Origin of the sequence: Streptomyces sp. NPDC004658 (assembly GCF_040609555.1) — a bacterium.
GTDB lineage: Bacteria > Actinomycetota > Actinomycetes > Streptomycetales > Streptomycetaceae > Streptomyces.
The window spans coordinates 16,256-36,548 of record NZ_JBEXKG010000015.1 but is presented as its reverse complement, the minus strand read 5'-3'; the positions used below and the strand labels follow the sequence as shown (position 1 = coordinate 36,548).

The following is a 20,293-nucleotide window of genomic DNA, read 5'->3' as shown; positions in this document are numbered from 1 at the left end:
GATGGTTGCACGACCGTCAGGGAGACGACCCGGCCGAAGCGCCTCGGTCCGCTTCGCGGGACTCTCAGCGGGAGGCGCCGACCGGCTCCTCCGGCTCGGACTGGCCGACGAAGGTCCGCCACAGCTCGGCGTACCGGCCGCCCCGGGCCAGCAGCTCCTCATGAGTGCCGTCCTCCACGACCCGGCCGTGGTCCATCACCACCACGCGGTCCGCGCGGGCGGCGGTGGTCAGCCGGTGGGCGACCACCAGCGTCGTACGGCGGCCCGCCAGGCGGTCGGTGGCCTGGTTGACCTGGGCCTCGGTGGCCAGGTCCAGGGCGGCCGTGGCCTCGTCGAGGAGGAGGATGTCCGGGTCGACCAGTTCCGCGCGGGCGAGGGCGATCAGCTGGCGCTGGCCCGCCGAGAGGTTGCGGCCGCGCTCGGCGACCTCGTGCAGATAGCCGCCCTCCAGCGTGGCGATCATCTCGTGCGCGCCGACCGCGCGGGCCGCCGCCTCCACCTCGGCGTCGGTGGCGTCGGGGCGGCCGTAGGCGATGGCGTCGCGGACGGTGCCCGGGAAGAGGTAGGCCTCCTGCGGGACGACCCCGAGCCGGTGGCGGTACGACGTGAGGTCCAGGGCGCGCAGGTCCGTGCCGTCGACCGTGACCCGCCCGGCGGTCGGGTCGTAGAACCGCGCGACCAGCTTGACCAGGGTCGACTTGCCGGCGCCCGTCTCGCCGACGAAGGCGACCGTCTGCCCGGCCGGGATCGTCAGGTCGATGCCGGACAGCGCCTCCTCCTCGCCGCCGTACGCGAAGTGCACGTCGTCGAAGGCGATGTCCCCGCGCAGGGACAGCACGTCGAGGGGTTCGTCGGCGGTCCGTGTGGACGTCGGCTCGCGCAGCAGCTCCTGGATGCGGCCCAGGGAGACGGTGGCCTGCTGGTAGCCGTCGAAGACCTGGGAGAGCTGCTGGACGGGCGCGAAGAACAGGTCGATGTAGAGCAGGTACGCCACCAGGGCGCCGGTGGTCAGCGTGGCCGCCTCCACCCGGCCCGCGCCCGCGATCAGCACGGCCGCCGCGGCGACCGAGGACAGCAGCTGCACGAACGGGAAGTAGACGGATATCAGCCGCTGGCCGCGGATGCGGGCGCTGCGGTAGGCGTCGCTGCGCTCGGCGAACCGCCGCCCGCCGTCCCGCTCCCGCCGGAAGGCCTGCACGATCCGCAGCCCGGCCACGGTCTCCTGGAGGTCGGCGTTCACCGTCGACACCCGCTCGCGGGCGAGTTCGTACGCCTTCACGCTCGCCCTGCGGAAGAAGAAGGTGGCCACGATCAGCGGGGGCAGGGTGGCGAAGACGACCAGCGCGAGCTGGAGGTCGAGCACCAGCAGCGCGACCATGATCCCGAAGAAGGTGACGACCGAGACGAACGCGGTGACCAGACCGGTCTGGAGGAAGGTGGAGAGCGCGTCGACGTCCGTCGTCATCCGGGTCATGATCCGGCCGGTCAGCTCGCGCTCGTAGTAGTCCAGGCCGAGCCGCTGGAGCTGCGCGAAGATCTTCAGCCGCAGCGTGTACAGCACGCGTTCGCCGGTACGCCCGGTCATCCGGGTCTCGCCGATCTGCGCGGCCCACTGGACGAGCACGGTCAGCAGGCCGAGCAGGGCCGCGGACCAGACCGCGCCGATCGCCATCTTCGTGACGCCCGAGTCGATGCCGTGCCGGATCAGCACCGGCAGCAGCAGGCCGGCGCCCGCGTCGACGGCGACCAGCAGCAGGCTGACGAGCAGGGGCAGGCGGAAGCCGCGCAGGAGGCGGCGCAGGCCGTAGGAGTCCTCGGGCTGGACGGCGCGGGTCTCGTCGACGTCGGGGACGTCGGTGGCCGGGGGCAGCGCCTCGACCTGGGCGAGCAGCTCCGGGGTGGCCGGGGTGCCGGTCAGCGCCGGGTCCCCGGCGTTCTTGGGCTCCCGGTCACCGCTCCACAGCCGGGGGGTGACGCCCCGCTCGGCGTCGAACTCGGCCTCCAGCTCGTCGCGGACGGAGGTGTCCTCCCGGCGCTCGGCCGGCACGGCCCGCCCCGGGGAGACCCCGCCCAGCTCGTCCGGGTCGGTGAGCAGACGGCGGTAGAGGGCCGAGCGCTCCTGGAGCTCCTCGTGGGTACCGAGGTCGGCGAGCCGGCCGCCGTCGAGCACGGCGATGCGGTCGGCGAGGTTGAGGGTGGAGCGGCGGTGGGCGATGAGCAGGGTCGTACGGCCCTCCATCACGTGCTTCAGCGCCTCGTGGATCTCGTGCTCGACGCGGGCGTCCACGGCCGAGGTGGCGTCGTCCAGGACCAGCAGGCGCGGATCGGTGAGCAGGGCGCGGGCGAGGGCGATGCGCTGGCGCTGGCCGCCGGAGAGGGTGAGGCCCTGCTCGCCGACCTTGGTGTCGTAGCCCTCGGGCAGCTCCCTGATGAACCGGTCGGCCTGGGCGGCGCGGGCGGCGGCCTCGATCTCCTCCTGGCCGGCGTCCGGGCGGCCGTAGGCGATGTTGTTGCGGACGGTGTCGGAGAAGAGGAACGAATCCTCCGGGACCAGTCCGATCGCGGCCCGCAGCGAGTCCAGGGTCAGCTCGCGGACGTCGTGGCCGCCGATCAGGACGGCGCCGTGCGTGACGTCGTAGAAGCGCGGCAGGAGCAGGGACAGGGTGGACTTGCCGGAGCCGGAGGAGCCGACGACGGCGAGGGTCTCGCCGGGCCGGATCTCGAAGCTCAGTCCGTCCAGCACGGGCCGCTCGTGGTCGTAGCCGAAGGACACGTCGTCGAACTCGACGGTCGCGGGCGCGTCGGCGGGGAGGGTCTTGGTGCCGTCCTTCAGGGTCGGCTCGGTGTCGATCAGCTCCAGGACGCGCTCGGTGCCGGCGCGGGCCTGCTGGCCGACGGTGAGGACCATCGCGAGCATGCGGACGGGGCCGACCAGCTGGGCCAGGTAGGTGGAGAAGGCGACGAAGGTGCCGAGCGTGATGTGCCCGCGTACTGCGAGCCAGCCGCCGAGGGCCAGCATGGCGACCTGGCCGAGCGCGGGCACCGCCTGGAGGGCCGGGGTGAAGGTGCTGTTGAGGCGGATCGTGCGCAGGCGGGCCGCGAACAGCCGGCGGCCGACCTCGCGCAGCTTGTTCGTCTCCTGGTCCTCCTGCCCGAAGCCCTTCACCACGCGGACGCCGCTGACCGCGCCGTCCACCACGCCGGCCACGGCGGCGGCCTGGGCCTGGGCGTACCAGGTGGCCGGGTGGAGCCTGGTGCGGCTGCGTCTGGCGATCCAGCCGAGGGCGGGCGCGACGGCCAGCGCGACCAGGGTCAGCGGCAGCGACAGCCACGCCATGATCGCCAGGGACATGAGGAAGAGCAGGATGTTCCCGATGGTCATCGGGAGCATGAAGAGCAGGCCCTGGATCAGCTGGAGGTCGCTGGTGGCACGGCCGACGACCTGCCCCGTGGACAGCTCGTCCTGGCGGCGGCCGTCCAGCCGGGTGATCGTGCCGTACATCTCGGTCCGCAGGTCGTACTGGACGTCGAGGGCGAGCCGGCCGCCGTAGAAGCGGCGGATGTAGGTGAGGGCGTAGACGAGGAGGGCCGCGCCGATCAGGGCGCCGGCCCAGGGGGCCATGGCGCGGGTGTGCGCGCCGATCACGTCGTCGATGATCACCTTGGTGAGCAGCGGGACGACGGCCAGGACGGCCATGCCGGCGAGGGAGGAGCCGAGGGCGAGGACGACGTCCTTCGGATGCCGCCAGGCGTACCCCGCCAGGCGTCGTGCCCATCCCCGTTGCGCTGCCACGCCGGTGCCTCCTGGTTCTGGCCGTGCTCTACCGCAGACGTCAACGCGTTCGGGGGGTGATTTCATCCCGCCGTAACAGTCGCCGGGTCAGAGGGGCCGTCGGGCAGCAGGGTCGGGCCCTCGAAGGTCTGGTCGGACCCGGCGGCGGCCGGACAGGTGGCCGCCGCCGGGCCGGCGGTGAGGGTGGGCAGGGTGCGCCAGGGTCAGCCGCGCGGCGGTACGGCGACGAACGCCTCGGCCGGCCGGCTGGTCGGGGTGTAGCGGGTGACGCCGGCGGTGGTCGGCACCAGGTCCTTGTGGATCGCCTTGGCGACGTTCTGGATGGTGGTGACGCCGTAGCTCATGGTGCTGTTGTCCTGCGTCAGCACGGTGATCATGTAGTCGCGGCCGGCGCCGTTGAAGGTGCCCAGGCTGTGCACGCGCCAGCCGTGCGTGGAGCGCTGCAGCCAGCCGTTCTTCACGTGCACGGCGACGGAGGACGGCGCGCCCGCCGGGGTGCCCCAGCGCTGCGAGGAGACGACCTGGCCCATCAGCTTCAGGATGTAGGCGCGGGCGTTGTCGCTCAGCACGCTGTTCTTGGCGGTGACGAGTTTGAGGAGCTTCTGCTCGTCGGTGACGTTCTCCTGGGTCAGACCCCAGTAGCCGTTCGCGCCGGGCACGGTCTTGGTCATGCCGGCGGCGGACAGGAAGCCCTTGATCTTCGTCATGCCGAGCTGCTTCCAGAGCTTGCTGGTCGCGTTGTTGTCGGACTGGGTGATCATGGCCTTGGCGAGCGACTGCTCGGTACTGGTCAGGTACCGGTTGTGCTTCTTCGCGTCCCACAGCAGCGTGGCGAGCACGGTGACCTTGACCGTGCTGGCCGAGTCGTAGGCACTGGTGGCCCGCAGGGTGCAGGTGGTCTTGGTGCTGCGGTCGTACAGGCCGATGGCGACCGTGCCCTTGCGGTTGGTGAGGGCGGCCGTGATGTCCTTCTTCAGCTTGGCGGCCAGGCCGGCCTTGGCCGAGGTACAGGTCACGGTGGGCGTGGCCGCGGCGGCCGGGGTGGCGGCGGCGACCGTCGGTATGAGCAGCGCGGCACTGAGGGCAGCCGCGAGCGCGCCGGCCCGGCCGGATGTCCGGTGAGTCATGAAAGGTCCCCCTTGAATGTCGTACGGGCGTCCCCTGAACGCCGTTGAGCGCACCCGTGCGCTGCATGACTGGACTCGCCAGGGCGGGCGAAAGTTGTACGTGCGTTCGGAGAGCGGGAGTTTCTCACCGGGCTCTCACCATCTGGTGGGCAGCCGGAACGCCGGGGACGACAGGCGGGGTGGGCGGGCGGGTCCGGGGTGCCGGCCGCCGCCACGTGAACTCCCGCCAGCCGGCGTGGCGTTGAGGGGGACCTGCCCGCGAGGTCACCGAGGGGGCGCCTGCGGTCCTACTGGTCCCACTTGTTCCCTCACACCGGCGAAGGCGTTCTCGCCGCCGGGCGTGTCCCGCCCGCCGGCCCCCACCATGGCGGTGCCCGGCGCGCTGCCGGGCGGTCCGACTCCCCCCCTTTCCGGAGAGCCCTGTGAAGCAGCAGCTCCGCGGCTGGACGCTCGCCGCCGCCCTCGCCCTGACCGCCGCGCTCGTGCCCGCCGGGACCGCGACGGCGCGCGCCGCCCAGCCCTCGTGTCCCGACGGCTCCGTGTGTCTGTGGAGCGACGAGGGCTTCGGCGGCTCGTACTGGGAGTGGACGGCCCGCAGCGGCTACCGCGACCTGCCGCCGAGCCTCCACGACCACGTGGGCTCCTTCGTCGCCTCGACCCGCGCCTGCTTCATCGACTGGGGCCCGGTGGCGAAGCGGGACGTCTTCAACGCCGACTGGCGCTCCCGCTACCTCGGCGACTTCGGCGGCCGGATGGACGGGGTGGGGCCGGGCGGCTGCTGAGGGGGTGGCAAGGCCGCCGAGGACGCGTACCCGGCTCCGCGGGTACGACCGGGACAGTGGCCTGAATCGGAAAACCGTACAGTGCGTTGGCTACAGTGGCTGGTGACGTGCACCGCATTGACGTCGCGCTCCAGGGATACGGGCGCGAACTCGTCGGCGCCGTCAGCGCGGTGAGGTCTGGCCCCGGCGGCCACCGGAGCCAGACCGCGGTGCATGCGCCGGGTGGGTCCGGCCGATCAGAGGCCGGTCGGACTCACCTCGCCGTCCGGCGAAGTCGTCCCCCTCGGCCCGAACCCGTCCACGTCGTCGCCTACTTGGCGAACGCCTGCACACACACCGCGACAAGGGGAGCCAGTGGCGTCAGGATCGCGACCGTGACCCGCGCCCACCGGGGCAGCGGTTCCGGCTCGCGTTCCGCGGTGCCACGCCTTCTCCTTGCCATGCCAGCGCTCCTCTCGCCGTAGCGTCCCGCGCTGCGGGATCCGGCCCTGGCGGACCGGAGCACTGGACGGCGATCGAAGCACCAGCGGCACAGAGCATACTGGCTCCCCCTGGCCGGGCCGGCACCTTCCGACCATCAAGTCACGTCGTGACGCGCGCAGTTGCAGCCGTCCGCCTGACCCAGGTGCGTCGGCGCGAACATCCGCAGGACGGCCGGGAGTACGACCACCGACGGGCCCGGGGAGCCGAGTGCCTTCGCCAGGTCCTGTTCCAGCGTCTCCGGGGTCGTACGGACCCCCGGCACGCCGAAGGACTCCGCGAGGGCGACGTAGTCCGGACGGTGGAGTTCCGTCGCCGTCGCCTGGCCGAAGGTGTCCGTCATGTACTCGCGGAGGATGCCGTAGCCGCCGTCGTCGACGATGAGCCAGGTGACCGGGAGGTCGTACTGGCGGGCCGTTGCCAGTTCGGCGATCGAGTAGAGCGCTCCGCCGTCGCCCGACACCGCGAGGACCGGGCGCGTCGGGTCCGCCGCCGCCGCGCCCAGGGCCGCCGGGAAGCCGTAGCCGAGGCCGCCCGCGCCCTGGGCCGAGTGCATGGTGTTGGGACCCTGCGCGTCGAAGGCCGACCAGGCCCAGTAGGCCAGGATCGTCATGTCCCAGAAGGACGGGGAGCCGGCGGGCAGGGCACGGCGGACCGACGCCAGCACGTCCAGCTCCAGGGTGAGTTCCTGGGCGGCGATGCGCTCGGACACGCGGGCCAGGAGGCCCCGTACCCGCTCGGGCGCCGAGGCGTCCGTCCGCTCCTCGACCGTCTCCAGCAGCGCCTGGAGGGCCGGGCGGGCGTCCGCGTGGATGCCGAGGGCCGGGTGGTTGGACTCCAGCTTGCCGAGGTCCGCCTCGATCTGGATCACCCGTCCCCGGGGCCTGAACGTGTGGTAGTTGGAGGACAGTTCGCCGAGGCCCGAGCCGACCACCAGCAGGACGTCCGCGTCCTCCAGGAAGTCCGTCGTGTGCCGGTCCTCCAGCCAGGACTGCAACGACAGGGGGTGGTGCCACGGGAAGGCGCCCTTGCCGCCGAAGGTCGTCACGACCGGCGCCTGGAGCTTCTCGGCGAGCTGGAGCAGCTTGCCCGACGCGTCCGCGCGGACGACCCCGCCGCCCGCGATGATCGCCGGGCGGGCGGCGCGGGACAGCAGGTCGGCCGCCACCGCGGTCAGTTCGGGGCGCGGGACCAGGTCGTCGGGGGTCGCGTCCATCGCCGTCACCACGGGCAGCGAGGTCTCGGCCAGCAGCACGTCCTGCGGGATCTCCACCCACACCGGGCCGTGCGGGGCCGTCAGGGCCGACTTCCAGGCCGCCGCGAGGGCGGAGGGGATCTGGGAGGGGGTGCGGACCGTGTGGACCGACTTCACCACGCCCCGGAACGAGGCCGCCTGGTCCGGGAGTTCGTGGAGGTAGCCGTGCCGGCCGCCGCCCAGGCCCGCCGTCGGGATCTGGCTGCTGATGGCCAGCACCGGCGCGCTGGCCGCCGCGGCCTCCTGGAGCGCGGCCAGGGACGTCAGCGCGCCCGGGCCCGTCGAGAGCAGCAGCGGCGCCGCCTCGCCGGTGATCCTGCCGTACGCGTCCGCCGCGAAGCCCGCGTTGTTCTCCACCCGCAGGCCCACGTAGCGCAGGGAGGAGCGGCGGAGCGCGTCGAACATGCCGAGGGCGTGCTGGCCGGGGAGGCCGAAGACGGTGGTCGCGCCCAGCCCGGCCAGCGTCTCCACGACCAGGTCTCCGCCGTTGCGCCCCGGGGGAGGGTTCAGGGCGGCGGTGATCTGCGCCGGTGTCGGGCGGAGTACCAGGTCGTGGTCGTGGGTCACTTCGCTTCCGCGTCCTTCCGGGCCGCCGCGATCTGGCGGCTCATGATGGTGGTGAGTTCGTACGCCGTGTGGGAGGCGGCGACCGAGGTGATCTCGGCGTGGTCGTACGCCGGGGCCACCTCGACGACGTCGGCCGACACCAGGTTGCAGCCGGCCAGGCCGCGCAGGATCTCCAGCAGCTCGCGGGAGGTCATGCCGCCCGCCTCCGGCGTGCCGGTGCCGGGCGCGTGGGCCGGGTCGAGGCAGTCGATGTCGATGGAGATGTACAGCGGGCGGTCGCCGATGCGCTGGCGCAGCTGGTCGGCGACCTCGTCGGCGCCCCGGCGGTAGATGTCGGCGGAGGTGACGATGCCGAAACCCATCTTCTCGTCGTCCGTCAGGTCCTGCTTGCCGTACAGCGGGCCGCGGGTGCCGACGTGGGAGAGGGCGGAGGTGTCGAGGATGCCCTCCTCCACCGCCCGGCGGAACGGGGTGCCGTGCGTGTACTCGGCGCCGAAGTAGGTGTCCCAGGTGTCCAGGTGGGCGTCGAAGTGGAGCAGGGCGACCGGGCCGTGCCTCTTGGCGACCGAGCGCAGCAGCGGCAGGGCGATGGTGTGGTCGCCGCCGAGGGTCATCAGGCGGGCGCCGGTGCCGAGCAGGTCGTCCGCGGCGGCCTCGATGGTCTCGACGGCCTCGTTGATGTTGAACGGGTTCACGGCGATGTCGCCGCCGTCCGCGACCTGGGCGAGGGCGAACGGGGAGGCGTCCTGCGCCGGGTTGTAGGGGCGCAGCAGCCGGGACGCCTCGCGGATGGCGTTGCCGCCGAAGCGGGCGCCCGGCCGGTACGAGACGCCGGAGTCGAACGGCACGCCCACGACGGCGACGTCGGCGGTGCCGACCTCGTCCAGGCGGGGCAGCCGGGCGAAGGTCGCGGGTCCGGCGTACCGCGGGATGCGGGAGGAGTCGACGGGGCCGCGGGGCGTCTCGTTGCTGCTCATGGTGAAATGCCTTCTTTCCAGCGCTTCATCGCGCTTGTACTGCTTTCCCTATGACTCTACTGGTGAGCCGGGACCGGTTCGGACGGGAGTTCGGAGGAGCGTCCGGCGAGGCGCTCGCGCCAGGTGGCGAGGACCGTCTCGTCGGTGGGCCTCGTGGCCAGGGAGACGGCGAGGTAGGCCGCGAGGGAGGCAAGCAGGCCGTAGTAGACGGGCTCGTTGGCGAGGATGCCGTAGCCGGCCATCAGGCCGATGACGGCGAGGCCGCCGACGATCACGGAGGCCAGCGCGCCCTGGACCGTGCCGCGCTTCCACAGCAGGCCGCCGAGGATGGGCACGAGCAGGCCGCCGACGAGGAGGTTGTACGCCACGGTGAGCGCCTCGACCACGTTGTTCAGGGCGATCGCGGTGCCGATCACGGCCACGCCCATGACGAGGATGAACGCGCGGTTGCCCTTGACCTCGTCGTGGTCCTCGCCGTCCCGTCGCACCACTCCCCGCAGGCGGGACCAGATGTCGTTGTTGGCGACCGTGGCGCAGGCGATCAGGGCGCCGGAGGACGTCGACATCACGGCGGCGAGGGCGGCGGCCAGGACCAGCCCGCGCACGCCGACGGGCAGCTCGTCCTTGACGATGGTGGCGAAGGCGTCGTCGGGGCTGCCCAGCTTGGGGTAGAGCACCTTGGCGGCCGTGCCGATCACCGCGCCGGCCAGGGCGTAGGCGAGGCAGTAGGTTCCGGCCACGGTGCCGCCCCATCTGGCGGTCCGGTCGTTGCGGGCGGTGAACACGCGCTGCCAGATGTCCTGGCCGATCAGCATGCCGAACGTGTAGATCAGGACGTAGGTGAAGATCGTCTCGCCGCCGATGCCCAGCGGGTCGAAGTACTCGGTCGGCAGCTTGGCCTTCATCTCGGAGAAGCCGCCCGCCTTGACGACCGCGATCGGCAGCAGCAGGAGCAGCACGCCGATGGTCTTGACGACGAACTGGACCATGTCCGTCAGGGTGATCGACCACATGCCGCCGAGGGTCGAGTACGCGACGACGATGGAGCCGCCGAGGATGATCGCGACCGTGCGGTTCATGTCGAAGAGCACGTCGAAGATCGTGGCGTAGGCGATGGTGGAGGTCACCGCCAGCATGAGGGTGTACGCCCACATGACCACGCCGGAGATCACGCCGGCCCGGCCGCCGTAGCGCAGGTCGAGCATCTCGGAGACCGTGTACACCTTCAGGCGGGCGATCCGGGCCGAGAAGAAGACCGACAGGGCGAGCAGGCCGAGGCCGATGGTGAAGACCATCCAGGCGCCGGAGAGGCCGTACTGGTAGCCGAGGCCCACGCCGCCGATGGTGGAGGCGCCGCCGAGGACGATCGCCGCCATGGTGCCGGAGTACATGGCGGGCCCGAGGCGGCGGCCGGCCACCAGGAACTCGCTCTTGGACTTGGCGCGGCGCATGCCCCACCAGCCCATGGCGAGCATGCCGGCGAGATAGACGACGATCACTGTGTAGTCGACGGCCATGGGGGCCCTCCTTCGCGCACTGTCCGGTGGCGTGTCGTGCAGGTGCTTCGGGGATGTGTCGGCAGCGGCTCGCGGGGACATCCGCCCGTACCCGCGGCTGCCGTGCCCCTTGAGGCTAGGTGGCCGGAAAGCGACTGCGAAGTGTACGTTTCATCCATATGAACGGGGCGGGATGGAGGGAACGCACACCATGCCGGAGACGATCGCCCCAGCGGTCCCACCGACTCCACCGGTCACACTCCAGGCGCTGCTGGCCCGTGACGACCTCGCCCTGCGGCAGATCGCGGGGCCGGCGGACCCGGGGATCGTGATCCACTGGGCCCACACCTCGGAGATGGCCGACCCCTACCCCTATCTGCTGGGCGGCGAGCTGCTGCTCACGGCCGGGGTGCACATCCCGGAGGCCGCCGGATCGGGCACCTACTTCGACGACTACGTCTCCCGGATCGTGGCGGCGGGCGGCGCGGCCCTCGGCTTCGGAGTCGCGCCGGTGCACGACACGGTCCCGCGCGCCCTGGTCGCCGCCTGCGACCGGTACGGCCTGCCGCTGCTGGAGGTGCCGCCGCAGACCACGTTCTCCGGGGTGGCCCGCGCGGTCTGGCAGCTGATGGCACAGGCCCGGCTGGCCGAGCTGCGCCGGGTCACCGAGGCCCAGCAGAGCCTGGCCGCCGCCGCCTCGCGGCCGGATCCGGTCCCCTCGGTCCTGCGCCAGCTCGCCCAGCGCCTGGGCGGCCGGGCGGTGCTCTACGGGCCCGACGGCACGGAGGTCGCGGGGGCGGGCCGGGTGGCACCCGAGGGCGCGCGGACGGCACTGGCGGAGCTGGCGGGGGTGGTCAGGCAGCCCCCGGCCTCCGCCCCCGCCGGCCCGGCCCCCCGGCCGCACCCGACCTCCGCCACCGACACCCACGGCGCCACCCACCTCGCCGTCTACGCCCTCGGCGCGGGCGAGGGCTTCGTGCTCGGGGTGGCCGCCCCCCGGCGTGACCCGGGCGACCACACCATCGCCTCCGTCGCCGCCGTCCTGCTGGCCCTGCTGACCGGTGACCAGCCGCCGGAACTCCTCGATGCGGCGCCGGATCTCGTCGTCCAGCAGCCGGTCCGCGAACCCGGCGCCGCTGCCGCCGTCCCGGCCGCGGACGTCGGCCCGCACCCGGGCCAGCAGGGTCTGGGGCCGCAGCCGGTCCAGGGTCTGGTACGCCGACCAGCCGTCCGAGCCCGGTGAACTCCCGTACCCGCCCAGGCCGTCGACCGCCTCCGCCGCCAACCGGGCCATCATCGCCCGGTCGTCGGCGGCCAGCGCCCCGGCGAGCCGGTCGCGCAGGGTCTCCCGGTCCCGGGGAGCGTCCTCGGGACCGCCGACTCCGCGCGGGAAGTACAGGTCGAAGACCGAGTCGAACACGGCCCGTTGGCCCGGTCCGTGCAACAGGGTCGCCGCCAGCCCCTCACGCAGGCGCTCCCGGTCCGCGAGGCCCAGCGCCTCCACCGCCCGGGCCGCGTCCACGGTCTCGCCGGTGCCGATCCGCACGCCGTGCGCGCGCAGGGCCGCGGCCAGGCCGGTGATCCGGTCGGCGACAGCGGTCACAGCGCCTCCAGGTCGAGCTTGGCCGCCGCCTTCTGGATGTCGTCCTGGTGCTTGAGGATCACCCCGAGGGTGTCCCGTACGACGGTCTCGTCCAGCGTGTCGGCGCCCAGGGCGAGCAGGGTGCGGGCCCAGTCGATGGTCTCGGCGACGGACGGCACCTTGCGCAGGTCCATCGCGCGCAGCGCCCCGGCCACCCGGACCACCGACTCGGTCAACGCCGCGCCGAGGCCCGGCACCTTCAGCCGTACGATCCGCCGCTCCAGCTCCTCCTCGGGGAAGCCGATGTGCAGGAACAGGCAGCGACGGCGCAGCGCCTCGGACAGCTCGCGGCCGGCGTTGGAGGTGAGGACGACGAACGGGCGGCGGGTCGCCGTGACCGTGCCCAGCTCCGGGACCGTGACCTGGAAGTCGCTGAGCACCTCCAGCAGCAGCCCCTCCATCTCGACGTCGGCCTTGTCGGTCTCGTCGATGAGCAGCACGGTCGGCTCGTCGCCGCGGATGGCGGTCAGCAGGGGGCGGGGGAGCAGGAACTCCTCGGTGAAGATGTCGGTGCGGGCCTCGTCCCAGCTCTCGCCGCGGCCCGCGCTGATGCGCAGCAGCTGCTTGGCGTGGTTCCACTCGTACAGCGCCCGGGACTCGTCCACGCCCTCGTAGCACTGGAGCCGCACCAGCCGGGCTCCGGCCACCTGGGCGACGGCCTTGGCCAGCTCCGTCTTGCCGACCCCGGCGGGGCCCTCCACCAGCAGCGGCTTGCCCAGCCGGGCGGCGAGGAACACGGTCGTGGCGACGGCGGGCGAGGCGAGGTAGCCGGTCTCGGCGAGGCGGGCGGAGACGTCGTCGACGGACGTGAACAACGGGGCCTCCGGCGGGGTCGGGGACAGGGTCCGGGAGGAGTGGGGTTCCGCACCCCTATCTAAGCGCTTGTTCAGTTCTGGCGCCACGGTATACACCGATCGGTGTCCATCGGGCGGCGCCGCGGTAACCTCGCGGTATGACCACCGCAGAGAAGGCCTCCCCCCGCGACCGGCTGCTGGACGCCGCCGCACGGCTCTCCTACCGCGACGGTGTCTCCATCGGCATCGAGGCGCTGTGCCGGGAGGCGGGCGTCTCCAAGCGGTCGATGTACCAGCTCTTCGACAGCAAGGACGAGATGCTGGCCGCCAGCCTGGAGCGGCGGATGCCGGGGTACCAGGCCCGGCTGACCCACCCCGATCCGGCGTCCGCGACCCCGCGCGAGAGCATCCTCTACGTCTTCGAACAGCTGGAGAAGCGCTCCGTGGAACCCGGGTACCACGGCTGCCCCTACCTGGCCGTGCTGGTCGAGGTGAAGGACCCCGAGCATCCGGCGAGCGTGGTCGCCCGCGAGGCCAAGGACGTCCTGCTCAGCACCTTCCGCACGGCGGCGGAACGGGGCGGCGCGCGGGACCCCGAGCTGCTCGCCCGCCAGCTCCTGCTCGTCTTCGACGGCGCCAGCGCCCGCGCCGGCGCCCGCGTGGAACACCTGGACGACGGCCTCACCACGACGACGGTGACGGCCCTGCTGGACGCGTCGGGAATGCGGTAGCCCCCCGACCGGCACCTCCCCTCGCCAAGGGCTGCCCTGGCGCGCCGGTTCGTGCGGGGGCCGGTGAGAGGGGCTGTCCGGCACGGGCCGGCGGGACGCGAGCCCTGTGGTACGACCGCCGCCCCCCGTCCGGGTCACCACAACGAGCCGTCGGTCTCGGCCGACCGGTGCAATGGATGCGTGACCGCGCCTCCGGACGACTGCCTCGCGCGCAACGAGTGGATCTGCGGCGCCTATCTGAGCACTCGCCGCCAGATCCTGCTCGACGCGGTCGTCCAGCACCTTCAGCTGACCTTCCTGTCGGTCCTGATCGGCCTGGTCATCGCGCTGCCGCTGGCCGTGCTGGCCCGCCGCTGGGGCTGGGCGGCGGGGCCGGTCCTCGCCGTGACGACGATCCTGTACACCATCCCCTCGCTGGCCATGTTCTCCCTGCTGCTGCCCCTCTACGGCCTCTCGGCGACCCTGGTCGTCGCCGGACTGGTGCTGTACTCGCTCACCGTGCTGGTCCGGAACATCCTCGCCGGCCTGCGTGCCGTCCCGGAGGAGACCCGGCAGGCCGCGCGGGGCCTCGGCTACGGCCCCGTCCGCCTCCTCCTCGCCGTGGAGCTGCCCCTGGCCCTGCCGGCCGCGATGGCCGGCCTGCGCATCGCGACCGTCTCGGCGGTCTCCCTGCTCACGGTCGGCGCGATCGTCGGATTCGGCGGTCTCGGCAACCTCATCTACGCCGGCATGAACACCTACTTCAAGGCCCAGGTGCTCACCGCCTCCGTCCTGTGCGTGCTGATCGCCGTCGCCGCCGACCTGCTCCTGCTGGCCGTACAGCGGCTGATCACCCCCTGGACGCGGGCGGCCCGCACATGAACACCCTCACCGCCGCCTGGGACTGGCTCACCGACCCCGCGCACTGGTCGGGCGACGACGGGATCCGGCACCGCCTGCTCCAGCACCTCCTGCTCACCGTCGTCTGCCTGCTCCTCAGCTGTCTGATCGCGCTGCCCGTCGCGCTCGTCCTCGGCCACCTCGGCAGGGGCGGCGCGCTCGCCGTGAACCTGTCCAACGCCGGCCGCGCCGTGCCCACCTTCGCCGTGCTGGTCCTGCTGCTGCTGACCCCGGTGGGGAGGTGGGGCGACGGCCCCACGGTGGTCGCCCTCGTGCTGTTCGCCGTACCGCCGCTGCTCACCAACGCCTACGTCGGCATGCGCGAGGTCGACCGCGGTGTCGTCCAGGCCGCCCGGGGCATGGGCATGACCGGCGGGCAGGTGCTGTTTCACGTGGAACTGCCCCTTTCGCTCCCCCTGCTGCTGAACGGTGTCCGGATCGCCGCCGTCCAGCTCGTCGCCACCGCCACGATCGCCGCGCTCGCGGGCGGCGGTGGCCTCGGCCGGATCATCACGGCCGGCTTCAACCTCGCCAGTACCCCCCAGGTGGTCGCGGGCGCGCTGCTCGTCGCGGTGTTCGCCCTGCTCGTCGAGGGTGTCTTCGAGGTCGCCCAGCGCCTGGCACCCGCATGGGCCCGGGGCGGCCGATGAGGGGCCGCACGGCACGCGCCACCCCCGCTCTCCCCGGCCGCCGTACCGCGATCGCCACGGCCGTCCTCCTCGTGCTCGGCGGCTGTGCCACCGGGCCGTCCCTGGAGGACCGCGGCCAGGTCACCGCGCCGCCCGGGGACAGCCGTCACCTGACCATCGGCTCGGCCGGGTTCACCGAGAGCGATCTGCTCGCCCAGATGTACGCCCAGCTGCTCGACCAGGCCGGCTACAAGACGTCCCTCCTCACGGTCGCCAACCGGGAGCTGTACGAACCCGCCCTGGAGTCCGGCCAGATCGACGTCGTCCCCGAGTACGCGGCCACCTTGGCCGACTGGCTCGGCGCCAAGACCCACGGCCCCGACGCGCCCCCGGCCGGCTCGCCCGACCTCGCCACCACGATGAGGAACCTGCGCGCCCTCGCCGCGCCCCGCGGCCTCACCGTCCTCCCGCCCGGCCGGGCCGTCGACCAGAACGCCTTCGCGGTGACCGCCGCCTACGCCCGCCGGCACCACCTCAGGACCCTCAGCGACCTCGGCGCCTCCGGGCTGAAGGTGCGGCTCGCGGCGGGCGACGAGTGCGTCCGGCGGCCGTACTGCGCGCCCGGGCTGAAGAAGGTGTACGGCATCGACATCACCGGCATCGACCCCAAGGGCGTCGGCACCACCCAGGCCAAGCGGGCCGTGCAGGAGGGCCGTGATCAGATGGTGCTGACCACCACCACCGACGCCACCCTGGACGCCTTCGGCCTGGTCCTGCTCGCCGACGACAGGCGACTCCAGAACGCCGACTACGTCGTCCCGGTCGTCAACCGCTCCCGGGCGGGCGGTGCCGGCGTGGCGAAGGTGCTCGGCAGACTCAACGACGTCCTCACCACCGGTGACCTGGCCGCCATGAACCGGCAGGTCGACAGCTGGCGGCGGCTGCCCGCCGACGTGGCCCGCGCCTATCTCAAGGACAAGGGCCTGCTGCGATGACCCGGGTCAGGCGTCCGCCACCGAGTCGAACGGCACCTGCCCCCGCGTCACCCCGCGCGCGTCGGCGTCCACCGAGCGGCGCAGCGCCTCGTGCAGCTTCGCCGGGGTGAGCACGCCGAGGAACCGCGCCCCGTCCAGCACGGCGACCCACCCGGCGTCATGCTGGAGCATCACCCCGAACGCCTGCTTCAGCGGCGCGCCGACCGGCACCCAGGCGGTCATGCGGTGGGCGCGGTCGCCGACCGTGCCGCCCGCCGCGAGTTCCCCGACGCCGACCCAGCCGTGCAGGTCACCGCCCGCGTCCAGGACCACCGCCCACCGCGCACCCGCGGACCGCAGCCGCTCCAGCGCCCGCGCGGCGGGTTCGTCCGGGCGGGCCACGGGCGGCTGCTCCAGGTCCTCCGGCTCGATCGCGGTGACCGACAGCCGCTTCAGCCCGCGGTCGGCGCCCACGAAAGAGGCGACGTACGGCGTCGCGGGCGACCCGAGCACCGCGCCCGGCGTGTCGAACTGCTCGATGCGGCCCTGCCCGTACACGGCGATCCGGTCGCCCAGCCGGACGGCCTCCTCGATGTCGTGCGTGACCAGCAGCACCGTCTTGCGCACCGCCGCCTGCATCCGCAGGAACTCGTCCTGCAACTGCTCCCGCACCACCGGGTCGACCGCGCCGAACGGCTCGTCCATCAGCAGCACCGGCGGATCCGCGGCCAGCGCCCGCGCCACACCGACCCGCTGCCGCTGCCCGCCGGACAGCTGCTCCGGGTAGCGCGGGCCGTACGTCTTCGGGTCGAGCCCCACCAGGTCCAGCAGCTCGGCCGCCCGGGCCCGCGCCTTCGCCCGCTTCCAGCCGAGCAGCGCCGGCACGGTCGCGGTGTTGTCCAGGACGGTGCGGTGCGGGAAGAGGCCCACCTGCTGGATGACGTACCCGATCCGGCGGCGCAGCCGAACCGGGTCGACGCTCGCGATGTCCTCACCGCCGACGAGGATCCGGCCGGAGGTCGGCTCGATGAGCCGGTTCACCATCATCATGGTCGTCGTCTTGCCGCACCCGGAGGGCCCGACGAGCGTGACCAGTTCCCCCTCGGCCACCTCGAAGGACAGGCCGTCCACGGCCGTCGTGCCGTCCGGATACCGCTTGGTGACCTGCTCGAACCGGATCATTCCCCCACGCTACGGCAGGACGCCGCCCGCTTCCTTCCGTCGTGCCCCGACCGGCGGACGGCCGGCGGGTGCGGTCAGCCGAGCAGGATCACCTCCAGGGTGCGGGGGCCGTGCACGCCCTCCACCCGGTCCAGTTCGATGTCGCTGGTGGCCGACGGGCCCGAGATCCAGGTCAACGGGCGGGTCGGGTCGAGGCGTTCGAGGGCCTGGGGGACGGAGGAGACGACCTGGTCCGGGACGCGGACGACACAGATGTGGTGGTCCGGGACGAGCGAGATGCGGCGGCGGCCCTGGTCCGGGGAGCCGTCGAGCACGATCGTGCCGGTCTCGGCGATCGCCACGGCACACCCCGTCACCACACTGTCCACCCGGTCCAGCCGCTGGGCGGTGTCCGCCGCCCGGTCGTCGATCCGCGCGACCTCGGTGGCGGACAGCCACGTGGACGGCAGCCCCGGCGGGACCAGCACCTCCTGGGAGCCGCGCTCGGCCAGCAGCCGCGAGACGAGCAGCGGCAGCTCTGCCACGTCGCAGCGGTGCACGATCGCCCGGTAGTCCACCAGGTTCTCCGCGAGCAGCTCCACCGTCTCCTCGACGGTCCGCCGCCCGTGCTCGCGCACGTAGTCCCGCGGCACGGCCTCCTCGTACGGCCCCTCGTCCGCGGGCACGTCCGCGAGCGCGCGCCGCACCCGGCCCAAAATCCGCTCCCTGCTGCTCACTTCGCACCGTCCTTCCCGCCGCGCGTGCGCTGCCACCAGTCCCGGAACGGTTCCGGCGGCACGGCCGGCAGGTCCCGGGTGCCGCTCCACGCCCGGCCGGGACCCGGCAGGGTACGCGGGTGCAGCCGGCGGGTCCGGGACGCCAGCCGCTGGCCCGTGCGCAGGGCGCCGGGGTGGGCGAACGCCCAGCGCGCCGCCCGCATCGCCGCCCGCTCGGCCGCGTGCCCCTTCGCCGGCCGGAGCACCACCTTGTTGCCCTGCCGCACCGCGGGACCGCCCTCCACCACCCGCTCCCGCAGGTGCACCAGCACCTCGGGGATGTCGATGGCCACGGGGCACACCTCGTAGCAGGCCCCGCACAGGCTCGACGCGTACGGCAGGGAGGCGTCGATCTCGCTAGCCGTGCCCCGCAGCTGGGGGCTGAGGATGGCGCCGATGGGACCCGGGTAGACCGAGCCGTACGCGTGCCCGCCCGCCCGCTCGTACACCGGGCACACGTTCAGGCAGGCCGAGCAGCGGATGCAGCGCAGCGCCTGGCGGCCGACCTCGTCTGCGAGGGTGTCGGTGCGGCCGTTGTCGAGCAGCACCAGGTGGAAGGTCCGCGGACCGTCGCCGTCCGTCGTCCCCGTCCACATGCTCGTGTACGGGTTCATCCGCTCGGCGGTGGAGGAGCGGGGGAGGGTCTGCAGGAAGACCTCCAGGTCGCGCCAGGTGGGCACGACCTTCTCGATGCCGACGACCGAGATCAGCGTCTCCGGCAGCGTCAGGCACATCCGGCCGTTGCCCTCGGACTCCACGACGACCAGCGTGCCGGTCTCGGCGACCATGAAGTTGGCGCCGGAGACGCCGACCTTGGCGCGCAGGAACTTCTCCCGCAGGTGCAGCCGGGCCGCCTCGGCGAGGTCGGCGGGCGTGTCCGTCAGGCCCTTCGGGGCCGGGCGGCCCCACTCGCCCATCTCGGAGCGGAAGATGTCCCGGATCTCGCCCCGGTTGCGGTGGATGGCCGGGACCAGGATGTGCGAGGGGCGGTCCTTGCCCAACTGCACGATCAGCTCGGCGAGATCGGTCTCGTAGGCGCGGATGCCCTCGGCCTCCAGGGCTTCGTTGAGGCCGATCTCCTGCGTGGCCATCGACTTGACCTTCACGACCTCCGACTCACCGGTCTCCTTCACGAGCCGGGCCACGATCCGGTTGGCCTCCTCGGCGTCGGCCGCCCAGTGGACCGTACCGCCGGCCGCGGTGACCGACTCCTCCAACCGGACGAGATAGCGGTCGAGATGGCGCAGGGTGTGGTCCTTGATCCGTCTGCCCGCCTCGCGCAGCGCCGCCCAGTCGGACAACTCGCCCACCGCCCGGGCCCGTTTGGCCCGGATGGTGTGGGTGGCGTGCCGCAGGTTGCCCCGCAGGACGGGGTTGCGGACGGCGTCGTGCGCGGCCTTCGGGAAGGCCGGCATACCGAGATACGTTCCGGTCATACGGCCGGTTCCTCCTCCGTGCTCGCCAGGATCTCCGCGATGTGCACCGGCCGCATGCCCGTGCGCAGCCGGCTCATCGTCCCGCCGAGGTGCATCAGACACGAGTTGTCGGCCGCGCACAGCACCTCCGCGCCCGTCGACTCCGCGTTGCGCACCTTGTCCGCGCCCATCGCCGCCGACACCTCCGCGTTCTTCAGCGCGAACGTGCCGCCGAAGCCGCAGCACTCCTCCGCGCCCGGCAACTCGACCAGCTCCAGCCCCTTGACGGCCCGGAGCAGCCGGCGCGGCCGGTCACCGAGCCCGAGCCCGCGCAGCCCGTGGCAGGTCGGGTGATAGGTCACCGTGTGCGGGTAGTACGCCCCGACGTCCGTCACCCCGAGCACGTCGGTCAGGAACTCCGTCAGCTCGTACGTCTTCGGCACCACCGGCGCCAGCGTCCGCGCGAGGCTGTCCCCGCGCCCCTCGGCCCGGGCCCGCTCGCCCATGCGCGGGTACAGCTCCCGCACCATCGCCCCGCAGGACCCGGACGGGGTCACGATCGCCTCGTACTCGCCGAAGACATCGGAGAAGTGCCGGGCCAAAGGCTCGGCCTCATGTCGGTAGCCGGTGTTGTAGTGGGCCTGCCCGCAGCAGGTCTGCGCCATCGGGAAGTCGACGTCGACACCCAGCCTGGTCAGCAACTTCACCACAGCCCGGCCGGTGTCCGGATACAACGTGTCGTTGACACAGGTCAGGAACAGGGCGACACGCATCGCGGCTCCTCGGTGTCGGTCATCGGACGAGTGCAGGGTAGT

Annotated in this window: 16 protein-coding genes and 2 pseudogenes; 6 read left to right on the top strand and 12 right to left on the bottom strand. The window is 72.9% G+C overall.

The genetic code is table 11. The features are described from left to right. Positions 1–64: 64 nt before the first annotated feature. Both ABZV94_RS08670 and ABZV94_RS08665 read right to left on the bottom strand, forming a co-directional pair. Positions 65–3,793: an ABC transporter ATP-binding protein gene (locus tag ABZV94_RS08670; protein WP_356338618.1), complete on the bottom strand. Its 3,729-nt coding sequence runs from the start codon at positions 3,791–3,793 to the stop codon at positions 65–67. Between the two features lie 203 nt (positions 3,794–3,996). Continuing rightward, positions 3,997–4,920: a serine hydrolase gene (locus tag ABZV94_RS08665; protein ID WP_356338616.1), complete on the bottom strand. Its 924-nt coding sequence runs from the start codon at positions 4,918–4,920 to the stop codon at positions 3,997–3,999. A 422-nt stretch (positions 4,921–5,342) separates the two neighbouring features. Between ABZV94_RS08665 and ABZV94_RS08660 the strand changes: the two genes are divergently transcribed. Continuing rightward, entirely contained in the window at positions 5,343–5,702 is a 360-nt protein-coding gene (locus ABZV94_RS08660) for a peptidase inhibitor family I36 protein (RefSeq protein ID WP_356338614.1), read from the top strand. 310 nt (positions 5,703–6,012) lie between these two features. Here ABZV94_RS08660 and ABZV94_RS08655 read toward each other — a convergent pair whose 3' ends face one another. The 4 genes from ABZV94_RS08655 to ABZV94_RS08640 form a co-directional block, all read right to left on the bottom strand. Next, the gene (locus ABZV94_RS08655; protein ID WP_356338612.1) at positions 6,013–6,144 is read right to left on the bottom strand and encodes a hypothetical protein; all 132 of its coding nucleotides are present in this window, start codon (positions 6,142–6,144) and stop codon (positions 6,013–6,015) included. A 135-nt stretch (positions 6,145–6,279) separates the two neighbouring features. Beyond that, positions 6,280–8,004 (bottom strand): thiamine pyrophosphate-binding protein, encoded by a 1,725-nt coding sequence (locus tag ABZV94_RS08650; protein ID WP_356338610.1) that lies wholly within the window; start codon positions 8,002–8,004, stop codon positions 6,280–6,282. Beyond that, positions 8,001–8,981, bottom strand: coding sequence for an agmatinase (speB, locus tag ABZV94_RS08645; protein WP_356338608.1), 981 nt, complete (start codon positions 8,979–8,981; stop codon positions 8,001–8,003). Before speB ends, ABZV94_RS08650 begins: the two co-directional genes overlap by 4 nt. A gap of 56 nt (positions 8,982–9,037) precedes the next feature. Continuing rightward, positions 9,038–10,498, bottom strand: coding sequence for a sodium:solute symporter (locus ABZV94_RS08640; RefSeq protein ID WP_356338606.1), 1,461 nt, complete (start codon positions 10,496–10,498; stop codon positions 9,038–9,040). A 190-nt stretch (positions 10,499–10,688) separates the two neighbouring features. Here ABZV94_RS08640 and ABZV94_RS08635 point away from each other — a divergent pair. After that, positions 10,689–11,543: pseudogene (locus ABZV94_RS08635) on the top strand (PucR family transcriptional regulator ligand-binding domain-containing protein); the annotation flags it as partial. Here ABZV94_RS08635 and ABZV94_RS08630 read toward each other — a convergent pair. Both ABZV94_RS08630 and ABZV94_RS08625 read right to left on the bottom strand, forming a co-directional pair. Continuing rightward, positions 11,541–12,080 (bottom strand): annotated as a pseudogene (locus ABZV94_RS08630) (hypothetical protein); the annotation flags it as partial. The pseudogenes ABZV94_RS08635 and ABZV94_RS08630 sit on opposite strands and share 3 nt — an antisense overlap. Further along, positions 12,077–12,934 (bottom strand): MoxR family ATPase, encoded by an 858-nt coding sequence (locus ABZV94_RS08625; RefSeq protein ID WP_356338603.1) that lies wholly within the window; start codon positions 12,932–12,934, stop codon positions 12,077–12,079. The gene ABZV94_RS08625 and the pseudogene ABZV94_RS08630, both read right to left, overlap by 4 nt. Positions 12,935–13,071: 137 nt before the next feature. Here ABZV94_RS08625 and ABZV94_RS08620 point away from each other — a divergent pair, with 137 nt between their 5' ends. The 4 genes from ABZV94_RS08620 to ABZV94_RS08605 all read left to right on the top strand — a co-directional run bounded on the left by ABZV94_RS08620 (position 13,072) and on the right by ABZV94_RS08605 (position 16,147). Further along, the gene (locus ABZV94_RS08620) at positions 13,072–13,644 is read left to right on the top strand and encodes a TetR/AcrR family transcriptional regulator (RefSeq protein ID WP_356338601.1); all 573 of its coding nucleotides are present in this window, start codon (positions 13,072–13,074) and stop codon (positions 13,642–13,644) included. A gap of 180 nt (positions 13,645–13,824) precedes the next feature. Continuing rightward, positions 13,825–14,505 carry an ABC transporter permease gene (locus ABZV94_RS08615; RefSeq protein ID WP_356338599.1) on the top strand — a complete coding sequence of 227 codons (681 nt, stop codon included), beginning with the start codon at positions 13,825–13,827 and terminating at the stop codon, positions 14,503–14,505. After that, positions 14,502–15,173 carry an ABC transporter permease subunit gene (locus tag ABZV94_RS08610; protein ID WP_356338597.1) on the top strand — a complete coding sequence of 224 codons (672 nt, stop codon included), beginning with the start codon at positions 14,502–14,504 and terminating at the stop codon, positions 15,171–15,173. Before ABZV94_RS08615 ends, ABZV94_RS08610 begins: the two co-directional genes overlap by 4 nt. Further along, positions 15,170–16,147 carry an ABC transporter substrate-binding protein gene (locus ABZV94_RS08605; RefSeq protein ID WP_356338594.1) on the top strand — a complete coding sequence of 326 codons (978 nt, stop codon included), beginning with the start codon at positions 15,170–15,172 and terminating at the stop codon, positions 16,145–16,147. The genes ABZV94_RS08610 and ABZV94_RS08605 overlap by 4 nt, the downstream gene beginning before the upstream one ends. Before the next feature lie 6 nt (positions 16,148–16,153). Here the strand turns inward: ABZV94_RS08605 and ABZV94_RS08600 are convergent, their stop codons facing one another. The 4 genes from ABZV94_RS08600 to ABZV94_RS08585 all read right to left on the bottom strand — a co-directional run bounded on the left by ABZV94_RS08600 (position 16,154) and on the right by ABZV94_RS08585 (position 20,251). Continuing rightward, entirely contained in the window at positions 16,154–17,308 is a 1,155-nt protein-coding gene (locus tag ABZV94_RS08600) for a betaine/proline/choline family ABC transporter ATP-binding protein (protein WP_356338592.1), read from the bottom strand. A gap of 74 nt (positions 17,309–17,382) precedes the next feature. Continuing rightward, positions 17,383–18,024 (bottom strand): lactate utilization protein C, encoded by a 642-nt coding sequence (locus ABZV94_RS08595; RefSeq protein WP_356338590.1) that lies wholly within the window; start codon positions 18,022–18,024, stop codon positions 17,383–17,385. After that, entirely contained in the window at positions 18,021–19,499 is a 1,479-nt protein-coding gene (locus ABZV94_RS08590; protein WP_356338587.1) for a LutB/LldF family L-lactate oxidation iron-sulfur protein, read from the bottom strand. The genes ABZV94_RS08595 and ABZV94_RS08590 overlap by 4 nt, the downstream gene beginning before the upstream one ends. Beyond that, a complete protein-coding gene (locus ABZV94_RS08585) occupies positions 19,496–20,251 on the bottom strand; it encodes a (Fe-S)-binding protein (protein WP_356338585.1) in 756 nt (251 codons plus the stop codon). Before ABZV94_RS08585 ends, ABZV94_RS08590 begins: the two co-directional genes overlap by 4 nt. Positions 20,252–20,293: the final 42 nt, after the last annotated feature.